Annotated in this window: 16 protein-coding genes; 1 reads left to right on the top strand and 15 read right to left on the bottom strand. The window is 51.8% G+C overall.

Annotated elements, in window-relative coordinates; translation table 11 throughout:
* Window positions 1-33: 33 nt before the first annotated feature.
* Window positions 34-1,227 (top strand): HD-GYP domain-containing protein, encoded by a 1,194-nt coding sequence (locus BN1044_RS12430; RefSeq protein WP_072308976.1) that lies wholly within the window; start codon window positions 34-36, stop codon window positions 1,225-1,227.
* 33 nt (window positions 1,228-1,260) lie between these two features.
* Here the strand turns inward: BN1044_RS12430 and BN1044_RS12425 are convergent, their stop codons facing one another.
* The 15 genes from BN1044_RS12425 to BN1044_RS12355 form a co-directional block, all read right to left on the bottom strand.
* The gene (locus BN1044_RS12425; RefSeq protein ID WP_072308975.1) at window positions 1,261-1,998 is read right to left on the bottom strand and encodes an SDR family NAD(P)-dependent oxidoreductase; all 738 of its coding nucleotides are present in this window, start codon (window positions 1,996-1,998) and stop codon (window positions 1,261-1,263) included.
* A gap of 1 nt (window position 1,999) precedes the next feature.
* The gene (locus tag BN1044_RS12420; RefSeq protein ID WP_072308974.1) at window positions 2,000-2,251 is read right to left on the bottom strand and encodes a phosphopantetheine-binding protein; all 252 of its coding nucleotides are present in this window, start codon (window positions 2,249-2,251) and stop codon (window positions 2,000-2,002) included.
* A 27-nt stretch (window positions 2,252-2,278) separates the two neighbouring features.
* Window positions 2,279-3,055, bottom strand: a complete 777-nt coding sequence (locus tag BN1044_RS12415) for a hotdog family protein (protein ID WP_072308973.1) — start codon at window positions 3,053-3,055, stop codon at window positions 2,279-2,281.
* Window positions 3,052-4,305 carry a beta-ketoacyl-[acyl-carrier-protein] synthase family protein gene (locus BN1044_RS12410; protein ID WP_072308972.1) on the bottom strand — a complete coding sequence of 418 codons (1,254 nt, stop codon included), beginning with the start codon at window positions 4,303-4,305 and terminating at the stop codon, window positions 3,052-3,054. The genes BN1044_RS12415 and BN1044_RS12410 overlap by 4 nt, the downstream gene beginning before the upstream one ends.
* Window positions 4,295-5,692 carry a TolC family protein gene (locus BN1044_RS12405; protein ID WP_072308971.1) on the bottom strand — a complete coding sequence of 466 codons (1,398 nt, stop codon included), beginning with the start codon at window positions 5,690-5,692 and terminating at the stop codon, window positions 4,295-4,297. The genes BN1044_RS12410 and BN1044_RS12405 overlap by 11 nt, the downstream gene beginning before the upstream one ends.
* Window positions 5,689-7,641, bottom strand: a complete 1,953-nt coding sequence (locus tag BN1044_RS12400; protein WP_072309002.1) for an ABC transporter permease — start codon at window positions 7,639-7,641, stop codon at window positions 5,689-5,691. Before BN1044_RS12400 ends, BN1044_RS12405 begins: the two co-directional genes overlap by 4 nt.
* 5 nt (window positions 7,642-7,646) lie before the next feature.
* Window positions 7,647-8,807, bottom strand: a complete 1,161-nt coding sequence (locus BN1044_RS12395; protein ID WP_072308970.1) for an efflux RND transporter periplasmic adaptor subunit — start codon at window positions 8,805-8,807, stop codon at window positions 7,647-7,649.
* Window positions 8,804-10,942: a peptidase domain-containing ABC transporter gene (locus BN1044_RS12390; RefSeq protein ID WP_072309001.1), complete on the bottom strand. Its 2,139-nt coding sequence runs from the start codon at window positions 10,940-10,942 to the stop codon at window positions 8,804-8,806. The genes BN1044_RS12395 and BN1044_RS12390 overlap by 4 nt, the downstream gene beginning before the upstream one ends.
* 9 nt (window positions 10,943-10,951) lie before the next feature.
* The gene (locus BN1044_RS12385) at window positions 10,952-11,902 is read right to left on the bottom strand and encodes a lysophospholipid acyltransferase family protein (protein WP_072309000.1); all 951 of its coding nucleotides are present in this window, start codon (window positions 11,900-11,902) and stop codon (window positions 10,952-10,954) included.
* A gap of 5 nt (window positions 11,903-11,907) precedes the next feature.
* Complete coding sequence (locus BN1044_RS12380; protein WP_072308999.1) at window positions 11,908-12,576, bottom strand: DsbA family protein; 669 nt, start codon at window positions 12,574-12,576, stop codon at window positions 11,908-11,910.
* A gap of 91 nt (window positions 12,577-12,667) precedes the next feature.
* Window positions 12,668-12,862, bottom strand: coding sequence for a DUF4762 domain-containing protein (locus BN1044_RS12375; protein ID WP_072308969.1), 195 nt, complete (start codon window positions 12,860-12,862; stop codon window positions 12,668-12,670).
* Window positions 12,863-12,958: 96 nt separating this feature from the next.
* Window positions 12,959-13,633: a LuxR C-terminal-related transcriptional regulator gene (locus tag BN1044_RS12370; RefSeq protein WP_072308968.1), complete on the bottom strand. Its 675-nt coding sequence runs from the start codon at window positions 13,631-13,633 to the stop codon at window positions 12,959-12,961.
* A 22-nt stretch (window positions 13,634-13,655) separates the two neighbouring features.
* Window positions 13,656-14,198 (bottom strand): fimbrial protein, encoded by a 543-nt coding sequence (locus BN1044_RS12365; protein WP_072308967.1) that lies wholly within the window; start codon window positions 14,196-14,198, stop codon window positions 13,656-13,658.
* 9 nt (window positions 14,199-14,207) lie between these two features.
* Window positions 14,208-15,254, bottom strand: coding sequence for a fimbrial protein (locus BN1044_RS12360; RefSeq protein WP_072308966.1), 1,047 nt, complete (start codon window positions 15,252-15,254; stop codon window positions 14,208-14,210).
* A complete protein-coding gene (locus BN1044_RS12355; RefSeq protein WP_072308965.1) occupies window positions 15,254-15,877 on the bottom strand; it encodes a fimbrial protein in 624 nt (207 codons plus the stop codon). Before BN1044_RS12355 ends, BN1044_RS12360 begins: the two co-directional genes overlap by 1 nt.
* Window positions 15,878-15,891 lie beyond the last annotated feature (14 nt).

Here is a 15,891-nt window from a genome sequence, read left to right as displayed (position 1 = left end):
CATAAAAACCACTCACCTCAAATAAAAATAATCATGGATATAAACCTAATACATACATTAGCCTGCATATCGAAAACCATTGATATGATAAACCCAAAGCTGAACATGCATCATGTTCGAACGGCATTCATAGCTTGGCATCTAGCCAAAGAAGCGTCGTTCTCACCCGCAAGCTGTCGTCAAACGCTTCTGGCTGCGCTGTTACATGATATCGGCGGCCTGAATGAGCAGTCCAGACTAGCGCCGCTCAGCTATTATGATAATGATCATAACAATCATGCACTTATAGGTGGTTTGTTATTAGCTCATATTCCACTATTCAAACCGCTTAGCGATTTTGTTCGCTATCATCACACCAGCTGGGATTACGGCACCGGCAGCATTATTGACGGTGAGCAAGTGCCCGAAGAAAGCCACATTATCTACTTGGCCGATCGCATTGATGTGCTGCTGGCACAATATCGACACCAAGATCTGTTTGCTCTACGCGATGTGCTAACAAAGAAAATTCAGGAAGGCATCAATGTATTGTATAAACCTGAATTTATTCAAGCCTTTACGAAAATCGCTGCACGTGATGATTTTTGGTCTGTGATTCAATCCTCTAACTACCTAGATTACATTAGAGAAATCCCCCGGATTCATAACAATACAATCTCGTTGCATAACTTCCGCGATATTATGAATTTGCTGGCTTTTATCATCGATCAATTCAGCGAAGATGATGATTGCCATTCACTGGTCGTGGGACGTCTGGCGGGTTATCTGGCAAAAGAATCAGGTATTTCCCCCACACAGTGTCTAAAAACAGAAATCGCTGGCTTTTTGCACAACATCGGCAGCCTCGATCGAAGTTCACCAAACTCCCCTCAGCATATTTGGGAGATACTTCAACCGATTGAAGGAATGAGTGATATCGCTGAATGGTGCATGTTGCTGTCATCCTCTAAAGAAGAAAGAACAAGCGGCTCTGCCGAACAAGATATTTTATCCGTCAGCCATCGAACCGCTTTGGCGCTAGAAAAAAAGCTTTCTACCCATGAACTTATCGCTGATTTAAAACTGGCCGTACGGCAAAGTGAAATACCACCAGCTCTTTTTCGTCTAGCCTGCGATCGCGCCGCCATGTTGGTGCAAATTTATCAGGTAACGACGCGTGAAAGACGCGCATTGGTGCAACATATCGATAAACTCAACCACGCGTTAAATCGCGAAAAGCATGAATAAAAACATACTTAGTTAATCGATATGCTCAGGCCATTAAGCGGACAGCCCGCCGTCGAGAATAAGCGTTTGTCCCGTTAAGTAATGGCTATTTTCACCAATTAAAAACTCTGCCGCTTTAGCGACTTCATGCGGATGCCCTAAACGGCGCAGCGGGATCTCCTGCCGCATGGCTTTTAGCTTAGATTCAGGCATAGCTTGAGTCATACCGCTATCGATAAGCCCCGGCGCCAAGCAGTTGACCCGAATGCCAAAACGCCCCACTTCGCACGCCAACGAACGCGCAAGCCCCATCATTGCCGCTTTGCTCGCCGCATAGGCGGTCTGACCACGGTTTCCCTTGATAGCGCTCACCGAAGACATCAACACCACCGCCCCCTGCCCTTGCAGCATCATCGCCGGAAGCAATATGCGGTTCCAATTGATAATCGCCACCAGATTGGTCTCCAATACATCACGCCAAGTCTCAGCGTCTTGATGTATATGCAGTGCGTCTCGCGTCACTCCAGCATTGTGAATAATAGCGCTCGGCGCGCCAAATTTATCGACTAATCGTTGGGCCAGCAGGGCAACCTGTTGTTCATTTTTCCCATCGCAGGCATAGCCTTGTACCCAGGTGTCAGTTTGAAGATTTTCGGCTCTTCTCTGCGTTCCCACCAAGCTTTCCGCGCTGCGACCCGTAAATACCACATTCCAACGGGGCAGTAATTCAGTGACCAGCGTCTGCCCAATCCCCCGACTGCCGCCGGTGATCAATACCCATTTCTGCGTCATGTTAGGCCACTGACTCCTTATCGATAAATTCACACACTTCGCGCAGCGTAATATTTGGATGCTGAATAAAGAGTTCGGCGGTTAAGGTCACACCGAATTCTCGCTTGGCTAAGATGATCAGTTCCACGTAGTCCAAACTATCCAAAGAAAGAAGCGCAAGAGGCGCATCGGGCTGTATCTCTTCGCGCTCTAAATCTTTGGCATCGGCAATCATCTCACTCACTTTTTCATAGATAACATCATACTGACTCATATTTTTCCCTTATTATTCAGCGGCTAATTAGCCAATTTTTAACGTAATCGCATTGCTGATAAACGCATTCTGATAATGCGTATGGGCGGCAATACGCACCAGCGCGCTGCCCGGTGCATCGTTGATGAGTAACGCCGGCTCAATGTGGATAACCAGCGCTTCAGGTGAAATCGGATTGGCCCATGAAGCGAGCAAGCGACGATCGAACACCAGTTCCTGATGAGTCTGAACCACCGGAAACTGGGTAAAAATAGCCTCAAATGACGCCAGCGCATTCTGGGGGAAATAGTGGCAAAGCACCTGCTGGCGCAGCAGCCCACTATCATGAATCAGATAACGAAACAGCAGCGCGTCCAAAAATTGCCACTGCTGGGCATATGGCTGTAAGGAAGCAAACGTCTGCCCGTGGCGGATGATATCTTCAGCCTCAAGCGTTCCACTTTCTCCCTTATCACCATCGACCAGAGACTGCACCGCGCTCACCTGACATGACATGCTCGCCGTTCCTGAATCAGGATGAACGATGGAAGCCTTTCGTCCCGTACCGATCAGTTGATAGGGCGTATCGCACCACACCGGCTGGCGTAATCGCGCGACGCAGCGTAGATAAGCCGCCGACTCATCCAAGCCCAACGCCGCACGCGCAATCTCCTGCTTGATGTCCAGCAGTGCGCGCATGCCATGAACCCTAAGGCCTTCACTGCGCTGCCGCGCCAGCTCAAGATCAAAATGAATCGGGTTATAGTCACCGGAGAATTCGGCCCAGCGGTTGGCATCTGCCAAAGTGTATTGAACGGAAGTCACGGATGTTGCTCCAGAATCAATGCCGCATTCGCGCCGCCAAAGCCAAAACTCAGGTTCAGCGCACGCGCCACTCGCCCAGCCCGGTGTCCTTCAGCGATATAATCAAGATCGCACAAAGGATCAGGCTCCGTCAGATGCGCGGTTGCGGGCATAATCTGGTGCTGCATCGTCTGTAAACAGATAATGGCTTCAAAAGCGCCTGCGGCAGCAATCAGGTGGCCTGAATATGATTTGGTGCTCGACGTTGGGATCGCATACGCCGTTTGGCCTAAAGCCAGCTTCAGCGCTTGGGTTTCATTGAGATCGTTAAGCGGCGTAGAAGTGCCATGGGCATTGATATAGTCCAGATCTTCCGGTGCCAGCCCCGCTTGCTCTAACGCATGCTTGATCGTGGCTACACGGGCAACGCAGTCTTCCGCCGGAGAGGTGAAATCAAAGGCATCGGAGAAATTACCGTATCCGGTGACTTCGCCTAAAATGGTGGCCCCTCGTGCCAACGCGCTTTCTCGCTCTTCCAAACACAGCACGCTGGCGCCTTCTGAAAGCACAAAACCGTTGCGCTGGGCGCTAAATGGGCAGCTTGCACGCAGAGGATCGCTCGGCTCGTGACACAAAGCGCCGAGCACGTCGATGTTCCACACAGCACCATCGCCCGTTAAAGATTCACCGGCACCGGCGAGCATCATTTTGGCGCGGCCGCTGCGGATAACCTCGAAAGCATCGCCAATAGCGACCGTTCCCGTTGCGCACGCGGCCACAACGGTATTTTGATAGCCACGCAGATTCCAATATTGGCTGCATGCAGCCGACGTCACGTTCGGCATGGTGTAAAAACAGTTGAACGGAGAGGAAACGCCCTGTAAGGCAAACTCTCTGGCAGCATAATAGCTTTCGTCGAGTCCACCCCAGCCGGTTCCCATAATGGCGCCACACATCAGGGGAGAGTAAAAATCAAGCGGCGAGTTTTCACCAAACGCCATGCTCATGGCCTCACGCGCGGCGCCTAGCGTCAGCCGAGCAAAACGCGGCAAACGCCGACGGATCGCGGCCGGAACGCCTTTTAGACTGGGTTCTTCCGCGATAAGCCCCAGAAAGTGCGCCTTGATACCCAGTTCGGTTTTATCCACGTAGCCATAGCCCAACTGATAATCCATGATGGCCTGCCAGCTGGCCTGCGCATTTGAGCCCAGCGGCGTGATTGCGCCATAGCCGGTCACCACAACGCGTCTCATCTCATTATTACGCTGCATTTTTGATTGTCCTTGGTTGCGAATTCCCGCCGCCCTGTGCCAGCCATAGCTGTAGCGTGGCATAGAGGTAGTCGTACTGCGCCTGCGTCAGGCTGTTTTCCAATGTGAGCTGTACATCCTGCGCATCGAGCAACGTTTGGTAGTCCACTGCGCCTGCTCGATAACGGCTTTCAGTCAACGCTAAACGCTGTTTTCCTAACGCTATCGATTGGTGTAAACGGCCACGCTGTTCATCTGCACTCAGCCGCTGCTCCATGGCGTTATCCACTTCAGAAAGCGCGGTATAAGCCGTCTGGCGAAACGCCACCGCCGCCTGCTTGATCTGCAAATTCGACTGCTCGATGGTGAGCTGCACGGTGTTCCACTGAATAAACGGCAAGGCGACAGCGCTGCCCACGGTGCGGGTCGGATTGTTAAACCACTGACTGAAAACCTGACTTCCGGCGTTCATGGTCGCGTCCAGCGAGAGCGAAGGATAAAAACTCAGACGCGCGGCGTCGTAGCCCGCCAGCGCCGCTCGTAAACGAGACTCGGCCGCCTGAATATCAGGACGCTGGCTAATGACCGCCAGCGGCGTGACCGCAGCGATAGCGACCTGTTGTTCGGTATTAAGCGTGGCGAGTTCATCGGCATGCTGTTCTGCGGGACGGTTAAGAAGCAGCGCCAACGCATTGCGAGAGGCTTCGCGCTGCTGCAACAGCGCCCGCAATGAATTCTGGCGACTTAAACACGTTTGGCGCGCCTGCAATACGTCGAGCAAACCGACTTTGCCCACCGCATGCCAAGACTCAATCTGCGCCAGCGTTTGCTCGGCAATTTCCAAACTATCGCGCAAATTACCGATCTGCTGATTAAGCAACGCGATAGTCCAGTAGATTTGCGCGGTTGTACCAATGGTTGATAGCACCGTCGCCCGATAATCTTGCTCGCTCGCGGTGGCCTGCCACTCGCCTTGCTCACGTACCCGAGCCAATTTCCCCCACAAATCCAGCTCATAATTGATCGACAAAGACGCCGCGTAGCTCTCCTGCGCCGCCGAATGATGGCGCACCGATTGACTATTGCTGGCCGATCCCCCGAGCGAAACGTCTGGGGTTAAATTGGTATTGGTGAGTCCAGCCGCCACCCGCGCCTGCTGAAGCGTAATCGCCGCGACGGCTAAATCGTTATTGCTCGCGAGAACTTGGTTAACCACCCGCGTCAGACGCGGATCGTTAAACCCTTGCCACCAGTTTGCCGAGCCCGATGCCAACACGTTGGGATCTTGCGCCATTTTTTTCTGCCACTGCGTCGGATAAGAGATCTGTGGACGCTGATAGTCACTGCGCGTCAGGTTTCCGCATCCCGATAGCAGCAAAATGATGGAGATAACGTAATGAAGTTTCATTCGCGAGCCAGTGCCTCAGTGGGGTTGAGCTTCGCCGCGCTGCGTGCTGGAAAATAGCCGAAGGTCAAACCGATGAGCGCAGAGAACGCGCACGCGATCGCCACCGGAAGCCAAGTGAACGCCATCGAAAACTCATCGGTTATCAAGGCAAATATCTGAGCCGCAATCCACGAGCCCCCCACGCCAACAAGGCCGCCCAAGGTGCAAATCATCACGGCTTCGATTAAAAACTGGTGCATGATGTCAGAAGGACGCGCGCCCACCGAAAGCCGGATCCCAATTTCGTGGGTTCTTTCCGTTACGGAAACCAACATGATATTCATCACTCCGACGCCGCCCACCAGCAGAGAAATAGCGGCAATCGCGGTGATCAACAGCGACATTGAATCGGAGGTTTTCTGCATCGCCTTGGTGAGCTGATCGTCGGTCTGAGAAAAGAAGTCTTTCTTCCCGTGCTCACGCGTCAGCAGATGTTCAACGGTCTGCATCGCATCCTGCGGCGTTAGGGACTCTTGAAAGCGCAGAACGATGGCTTCTAACGGCTTGTCGCCGGAAATACGCTGTTGCAGCGAAGTATAGGGCAGCCATCCCGCCATAAATCCGCCCACCACTTTTGGCCCTGGCTTCACCGCCACGCCCACCACGCGCCATGATGCGCCAGCAATCTGCACAATTTGGCCGAGAGGATCTTCGCCATCTTGAAACAGGGTATCGCGGCTGGTTTCATCCAGCACCAGAACCGGTTCACCCTCGGCAACATCACGGGCGGTAAACCCATTGCCTTGAATAAAACGAATGCCCTGTAGCGCAAAAAAATCCTGTGATACGCCGGATAACATCATCGACGAGTCATAACCTTTGCGCACTGCGGTCGCCATGCTGCTCACCTGCGGAGATACGCCCTCTGTCCACGGCTGCTTTTGCAGACTCGCCACGTCATTGAGCGACAGCGCGCGTTCCATATCGGGCCGCTTACTGCCCCAGCCAGTCCCCGGACGAATCTCTAGCGTGGTGTTACCTAACTTGCCAATTTCATTCATGATGGTTTGGCGCGCCCCTTCCCCTACCGCCATTGAAGAGACCACCGATGAAATGCCAATGATGATGCCGAGCATGGATAAAAAGGTGCGCATGCGATGCCCCAGCAGAGAACGCCAAGCCATCCGCATCGATTCATGAATGCTGCGCCACAGCGAAGCTCGCCCGTTATCCCGAACCACGGGAATATGCTGCGCCAAACGATCTTCTGGGCAGGACTGATTAATTTCATCCGCGATAATGCGGCCATCGCTGATTTCAACAATCCGCTGCGCCTGCTTTGCAACGCCGTGATCGTGCGTGACAATAATCACCGTATGTCCATCCGCATGCAGCTGATGAAGAACGCCCATCAAAGCCTTACCGCTGACGCTATCCAAAGCGCCGGTCGGCTCATCCGCGAGGATCACCTGCGCCCCATTGATTAACGCGCGGCAAATGCTTACGCGCTGCTGCTGCCCGCCAGAAAGCTGCGCGGGGCTATAACCCAAGCGACTTTTCAAACCCAATTTTTGCCCCAGCATCTGAATACGCGCTTTGCGTTCATTTTCGGGCATAGCGGTATACAACGCAGGGATAGCGATGTTTTCTTCTGCGGTCAGATAAGGCATCAAATGATAACGCTGGAATATAAACCCGAGGTAGCAGCTGCGTAGCTCAGCAAGCCGATCGTTATCCGTTTCGTTAACGCTGATCCCGTTGATCAGAACCTCGCCCCGCGTGGCTTTATCCAAGCAGCCAATGATGTTCATCAGCGTCGATTTTCCAGAGCCCGAGGCGCCAATAATGGCAACCATCTCGCCTTGCGCAATCGTCAGCGTAATATCATTGAGCACCACATTAGTTTGGTTACCGGCAACAAATTCGCGGTACACGTGGCGCAGCTCAATAATGGGATTCATCTCCGCCATCGCACTCATCCCTGAGCCCCATCCGCTGACATCAGCACACGATCGCCCAGCTGTAATCCCTCTAGCACCTGAGCAAACTGGCGATCGTTAATGCCAATGCGGATCTTGCGCTGCTGTGGCTTACCGTTTTCAAGCACGGTGATCAGGTAGCTGTCGGTGCTCAGTGCCCGTCCCAGCGTGGAGACGGGAACGCGCAACACATTCTTCGCCTCGGCAACGCGCACAAAGACCTGAGCCGTCATGGAGGTTTTCAGCTCTCGCTGCGCGTTATCGACGGCAAACGTACCGTTGTAATACACCGCGTTGGCCTGCTGGCTTGCTGTGCTGCTGCCGCTTGCCTGCTCTTCCAAGGCTTCTTGAGGAGCAGGCTGAACAAAGCCCATCCGGCTGGTGTATCGTTTCTCAGGGTTGGCAATTACATAAAACCACAGCGGCTGACCGGGCTGTATTTTCTGAATATCTGCCTCTGAAATCCGCGTTTGAACCAGCATTTTATCGAGGACGGCTAATACCAGAATGGTGGGAGCCGTTTGTGATGACACAATGGTTTGCCCTTCATTGGTCACAATGCCCAGCACTTCACCGCTGATCGGCGCAATAATGCGGGTATAGCTCAGGTTAGCGTTGGCGGTTTTGACCACCATTTCAGCCTGCACAATCTGCGCATCATTCATCTCAACCTGCTGGCGCTGAGCGTCATATTGCGCCTGCGCCTGCTCCACATCGCTTCGCACGCCGGAACCATCGCGCATCATGGCTTGTTGGCGGTTCAGTTCCTGGCGATAGCGCACCAACATGGCCTGCGAGGCCAATTTTTGCGCTTTGGCGCTGGCTAACTGCGCGGTCGCATTACTCAGATCGGACTCTTGCAGCGTGGGGTCGATCTCTGCCAGCAACTGCCCTTTCTCAACCTTGTCGCCCTGACGAACATACAGTTCTCGTAGCTGCCCATTAACCTGCGCCCCGACGTTGACCTGCATCGATGGCTTAAGCGTACCGGTCGCCAAAACCACTTTTTCAATGTCACCCCGATCAACCTGTTCGGTCATTACCGGTTCTGGCGCAGAAAAACCGCGCGACAGGCCAATCGCCGCCAGCAATATGATCGCCCCGGCAAGCAGCGCGAGCAGCCAGCGCGAGGTGACAAAAGCGCGCCATTGCTTCATGCCAAAAGCTCCACGTTAGCCATCGGTTTGGCCTCAGCTGGCGCTACAGGCGCAAGCTCGCCGTCGGACAGGTGATAAACCTGCGAAAACTGCGGCAGAATGTGCTGGCTGTGAGTCACCACAATCAAGGTTTTGCCGGTTTTACGGCAATGTTGTTGCACCGCGGCCATCACGGTGCGCGCGGTTTCGTTATCCAAATTGGCCGTGGGTTCATCCAGCAGCAAAATGGGACGCGAGCTATACAGCGAACGTGCCAGCAGCAGGCGCTGACGCTGGCCAAGCGAAAGCGCGGCATGGCTTTCACGTATTAGCGCATTGATACCGCCGGGCAGCTGATGGATCACCGGATACAGCGCCAGCGAGGTGAGTAATTCCTCAATGCGGCCGCGATCGCTGTCTCGATAATGAGGGTCGAACAGGGTGATATTTTCTAAAACGGACGCATTAAACAGAATGTCTTCTTGGCTATGCAGGGATACCAACGAAGCCAACTGCTGAGCCCGAACGGGTTTTCCATCCACCAGCACGTCGCCCTCTTGAGGGGTGAACAAGCCCGCGATCAGCCGCAGTAAAGTACTTTTCCCCGCCCCCGATTCGCCGACAATCGCGATTTGCGATCCCGCAGGCAGATCGAGAGAAATACCCGTGAAAATCGTTTTCGCCGGATCGTAATAGAATCGAACCCGCTCAAAGCGCACATGCGGCGCGACCGTACTTAGCTCGGTGCTTTGCGGTACCGCATGTTGATCTTCATTGGCCGAGAACAGGCTGTGAGCGCGGGTATCAATCACATGCAGCTGTGATTTTTGAATAATCGAAAAGAAAATACGCGTCACATAAGAGCTAAAAATCTGACGTAGGAAGCTATAGGCAAAAAAATCGCCCAATGAGATCTGCTTGCTGTTCACCATGGGCAGAACCACCAGCATGAAGACCACCATCTCAAGGCTGCTCACCAGTTGATACAGCCCCTCTTTGACCTGCTGATAGACCTTCTGTCGCTGCAGGCAGCCAAACAGATCGCGGCTGAACCATGCAAACTGAGCCTTACGTTGGCTCTCAAGCCCGGCCGTTTTGATGGTTAAAACGCCTTGCAAGGTTTCCATAAAAAAGTCATTGAGCACTGCGCTTTTAAGCTGTAGCTGCTGGGTATACCAACGATCGCGCAGCACCGCCCAAATGCTGATCATCCCCATGGCTATCACCCCCACGCCTGAAATCAGCGCCAGCACGGGAGCAATCCAAAACATAATGCCCAACGCAATAAGGCAGATAACCCAATCGCTACGTAAACCGTTATCCAGCTCGATTTTCTGCAACAGCCCGCCCTGCCAGGCAATAAATCGGCTAAAGATGTCGCCCGGTGCGCGTTTTTCAAAAAATCGCAGCGGATTAGCGAGCAATCGCGAAAAGCCCACGCTGCTATTGAGCAGGACAAAACGTTTGATAAAGCGCTCGCTGATCACGCGCACACCCAGCGCCAGCAGCGTTGAGGCTATAAACGCGGCAATAAACCAACCGTAGGGGAAGCGGCTGTTACCCACCTCAGCAAACGCCTGATTAATGGCGTTACTCACCATCGAAGGCATGAGGAATAACGTGAGAGAAACCAAAAACGTTATCAACATCAGCCCATACATACCGGGCACCGCTGCCGTTTCTTTCAAACTCATCGCATGCGGCAATGCGCTTTTCGTCGTGCCTGCTTCGGCGCTCTTTTCGGCGGTAACCAACGTTTGTGGGTCGAGAATGAGCGCATAGCCGCTGATTTCAGTTTTCAGCGAGGCAAAGGGCAACCATTGTTGGCCAATCGCGGGATTCATCACACACACCTGCTGACCTTTGCGATAGGCCAACACCACATAGTGGCTCGCGCCATAGTGCAAAATGGCCGGCAGGGGCAATTCACTGAGCTCATGGTGCTCAAAAAGCACGGGAGCCGAAGCAATGCCAAGACTCGCCAAAATGGAGGATAAATCGTTCAGTGAAGTCCCATGATCCGAAGCAGGGAAACACGCTCTCAGCGTGTCCAGATCGGTTTTTCGTCCCTGCGTTTGCGCCAGCATGGCAATGCACGCCAGCCCGCATTCGTTGGTCTCTTCCTGAAAAATCAGATCGGGTATTATTGGTTTCATCATCATCAGTTATTGATTGATAAAATACAGAGAGTGGCTATGCCAAAGCAGCCAATCATGTGGATGTTGCTGCAGCGCCTGCTCGATGATTTCTGGCAGTTTCTCCGCCACATCGCGCGCTTTTACCGGCTCATGAATATGGATACGCAGCCCGTCTTGCTCATAGAGATGATAGAAAACCACCTGTGCAGAAACGGCCCGCGCCAAACGCACAATACCGCTATGCAGCCCCGCGACGCGTCCAAACAGCCGGCAGCGTAGTTTCCCCGATGCGGCCTCTTCGGTTTGCACGGTATAGTCCGGCGTAATATCAGGAAAAATAATGAGGTTCTGCTGCCCCATCGCGACGTCGCTAAGTAATGCAGTGAGGCTGGAAGCCAGCTGTTTACTATCTTGATGAATAGAGCAGTAGGAAAGATTGACGCCCCCTAAGGCACGCGCGCGGGCGTTGTACTGTTCAGCGCTGGAAGAAACGATAACGCTAGCGCGCCCCGGCGTTACGCCAGCGCCTACCATCGCAGCGAGCACATCAGAAATACTGTGCAGCGGCGCCAATATGACCGCATTTTTTCGCAGGCGAAGCGGCGCCACGGCCTCATCAAGCTGCTGAGTACAGGCGGCAAGCTGCTGTAGCACTTTTGGGTTTTGTGCCCACGTTGCGCTGGCCTCTAGAATTTTGCGCCGAACCGCAATCCATGACGCATCGATGCGCCCTTTTTGCCCCGTCAAGCAGTGAAAGTTCTGGGTCGCAACCGGATTCTGATGACGAAACTCCCGCCCAAGCACGCCCAAAAAACAGAGCCCGCGAGCGATAGCCAGCACAAGGCGCACGTTACAAAAACGCAGCACCCAGCAAAAGAATGCTTTCAGCGCGGAAAATAAGCGATCAGCGATTTGACGCAAATATTCGCCGATATTTTTGGTGCTGAAAACGATCCAAACCAGCAGAAACCGGGTCATCGCCATTACTTATCCTTTCCAAGCAAATTCAACATACGTGTTGAGAATTCGGGGAAAGAACTATCTTGAGCGACAACAAAACGCTTATTAATAATAAAGATCGGCGTGGCCGTAACGTCATAAAAATCTGTAATAGCTGACATTTCATCTAATCGATGCTTAACGGCTTCACTGGCTCGCACGTTTTTATATTCAGCAATATCAATGCTATTTTTAACCAGCCATTTATCTAATTCCGCGGTATCCGTTAGGTTAATACCCCGGGCAATAATAGCGTTATATGCACTATCACGTACGGCAGGTTCTACGCCCATTTCTTGCAGCGTGGCAAAAATAGGGGCAAAGGCAGATAACCCACTTTTTTCCGTATTGATATGTATTGATTCAAATACCACACCGTCAGGCAGTTTTTTAACGAACTCCCTCACATTATCCTCATTCGCGGCGCAGTAATGACAGCCATAAGACATCACTTCAATAATGCTATTATTTTCTTTTATTGGGCTTTTCTCTGCCTGCGCAATAGTTAACTCTTTCTGTGGCGACGTTTGATTATCGTTATCACTGGAAAACGACTTGAACACAAATACATGGTAAAACAACACGGTCATCAAAGATGAGACAATGACAAGCAGCAATGAATAGCTAATAACCGTTGTGCGTTTAAACTGCATAATTTTAATGTCCCAACATTGATCGTCGAATAAATACATGGAGAGAAACTCTCCATGTATTGGTAACTATTTATTTAGAAAACGAGAGAGATTAACGATTTGGCACGCGGCACAGGTTCATATCGGCATCTTTCATGGTGGTCGTGGAACCATGTTTGTCAGTGCAAACTGTCACTAACTTACAAGATGCTACGCCGCCAACTACCACGGTTTCATAAGAGCTGCTACACGTTTTGCAGTTGCCACCCACGATCTGTGCGGCTTCCGCTGCATTAATGTGTTTCATATATAATCCTTACCTTAGTTTATTAAAAATATGCAATGAATTGCATGTACCTACCGATGAACATTGCACCAGTAATATTTAAAAATCGTTAATAACTCAGTCGTTCCGAGGTGTTGGCACAATACATTTAAAAACATTAAATAAAGCAACATTGCTGGTGACATTAAACCGCTTCATTAAACGTCGTTTGTAATAACTCAACCTTCTAACGTTAATATTGACTTCGTTCGCAATCTGCGAAAGTGATTTACCTTTAAATAGCTCTTCCATTAGCCACCACTCATCGCTTGAGATATAGCACCCCGCATCGGCGGTTAACCATTTCATTCGGGTGTAGCTCACCAATGAGGGACTAAAAACCGTTTGCCCTATTTCGCTACATTTCAGCTCATTAAAAAACAGACTCACATTCTGTTTAGACTCACTTTTTAATAGCCAATGTGCGCCGGGCAATAGCGAGTGCAGCGCAAAAAAAAGCGGGATGTTATTTTCGCTCAATAAGATAACGAGTTTCTGCCTATGATGGCGGTAATACATCTTGATCATATTGAGCACATTAAACCGCCCCTGAGGAAAGCTTTCAAAATCACAAATCACCCAGCGCTGTTCTCGTTCATTCCTTTGCTGTTTAAGCACCTCAACGAGCTGATGTATATTATTGGAGCTGGTAAATTGGACTCGCATTGAGTCATCACAAGCATCCTGAATAACGAACCTCAAGCCTTGTGAGAAAAAGATATTTTTATCAAAGAAAAAGCACTGATAATTCATTTATAAATACCTTCTCAGCAAGTCACTGATAATTTAGCGTGTAGTTAGCTGTTGCAGTGAAAGCACCGGTCGTTAGCGTTCCATTCGCTAATGCCTGTGGTTCGCCCTCCACGAAGGCTTGGAAGTTCAACTGCATCACGCTATCGGTGATCGCCGTTGCGTTGGTTGGCGTATTAAGTTGAATCGGTGAACCATCGCTTTCTTCTAAGCCAATACCTACGCCGCTCGCGCCGCTTGGCGCCACGGACTTAATGGCCAAACGGTCGGTCATGTTCGAATTTCGGTCGCCGTCAAAGGTGACCGTTACCGAGTCAAATACGCTGGGGTTGCAGTCTTCTAACACAATCGAAAACGCAATGGGGGTGGTTTTCCCCGTGGCATAAAGTGACTTGGTAGAAATCTCACCAAAGTCCACCGGCACTTTTTCCGAGCCCGGAGCAATGCTGCAAGGCAAAGCGACAACCACGCCTTTAAACGTCATCGCGCCGCCCACCAGCTCTCCCGCCGCTTCAACCGCGCTACTGAACATCAGCGCTGCTAGTACAACCAGTTCCATCAGACGCATACTCTCTCCTTACTGGAACTCTGCAACAACGGTTGCGGAAGCCTGAAAATCACCTTCCTCAATGTTGGTTCCGGCGTTTGCAATCGGCGCGGCGATGAGGTTCCAATCTCCCTCGTTATTGTTAAAACCGGGGACGTTATAAAATCTATTCGGCGTAATGGTCGAACCGCTCTGATCGGTCAGTTTGATACCCAAATTTGAACGATCGCCCGAGCCGGTGGTTCCCAGATAGTCACTGTTAAAGCTGGCTGGGCTGGCCTGCTGAATCGCCAATTTGATATTCAGGCTGCCGGTGGTAAAACTCCCGCCTTCGCACTTCACGTGAATCGGCACGTTATGGCTGTAGTTATTGCCATTGAGCTTGCTGCCCGTACCTGGAATGGTGCCGAAATCCACCACGATCGGCGTTCCCTGATTCACCACGCATTTATCAGGTACGGTAAGCACACCCGAGTTGATATAAACCACCGACATTGGCACTGAGCCAATACCGGAGGCCGTTGAACCTATCCGGCCATATAACTCGGCAATTTGCGTCCCGACCAGATTGACGCCGTTGATAATAGGTTTCGTGATCATAAAAGTGACACGCCCCTTCGACCCAGACTCAAAGTCGGTGTACTGCACCGATGGCGGCGCACAGGTGTTCTGGTACGCACGGTTGCTTTCATTGTTGAACGGAACCGGTAGGTATTCGAGACGGTTACCACGGATGTAGATTTCAATTTTGACATCCATATAGTCGTTCAATCGCAGATAGCCGGGGTTATTGCCCGATTCAGCCAACGTCGCACGCGAGGTAAAAAATACCGGCTGATTCGTCATCGGCGTATTGCAGTAGGCTGTCCCGGCATAAAGCCCACCTAATGCAAACTCCGAGCTAATCAGAGAACCCGCCACGTTAGAGGTAATATCCTGATTCCCCACATCGATGTTGTATTGATGTGAGCCACCGACCGGGATAATTTCGCCATCGATATAAGCCTGCGCGCCAACGGGAAGTAGCGATAGAACGAGCGCGCACGTTTGGCGTGAGAATAGGCCAGACAGTTTCATTACAAATACTCCATTTTCACGCGCAGCAATCCTTGAAACTCACCGGCGGTGACCGAGTTTCCCGTCGATTCCAATGCGGCCATAAAGGTCAATACGCTATCGCCGTATTTCACCAGAGAAGGCGTCTGGGTCTGATTAATCGCCAGCTTATTGCCAGACATATCCATCAAACGAATGCCTGCGCCTTGCACCATACCGGTGGTGTGTAATAGCGCGGGGTCGGCTACGTCGGACTCACCGATAAAGGTCATCTGCACGGCTTGCTCGCCGGTGGTATAGGCTCGCCAATCGCTTCCGGTCGTCTTAGACGCCAAGCTACTCCGCGCCATTGATGCCCCTTTGAGGCAATCGCGTAAATAGATTTTGATCAGCACCGGCTGGCTGCGATCGCCAGCACGATGAAAGCTACGCGCCGTCATTTCGCCCATATCGATATCTTGCGTCCGGCTCTCCCCCGCCATCACGCACGGAGAGGCATATACAGAACCATGGAACCGAACAATGCCGCCATCCTCACCGGCATGATCCCGATCTTGATGTTGTGGCAACAGCGGCACCGTAGACTGAGCCTGAAATACGACGCCCAGTGCCAGAAATGCGCATAACGCGAATCGATTTTGCATTGTCGGGTCCTTAT

It is taken from the genome of Hafnia alvei, assembly GCF_900095695.1.
Lineage (GTDB): Bacteria > Pseudomonadota > Gammaproteobacteria > Enterobacterales > Enterobacteriaceae > Hafnia > Hafnia alvei_B.
Note: the sequence above shows the minus strand (reverse complement) of the source record. Positions and strands in the feature narration are given on the sequence as shown.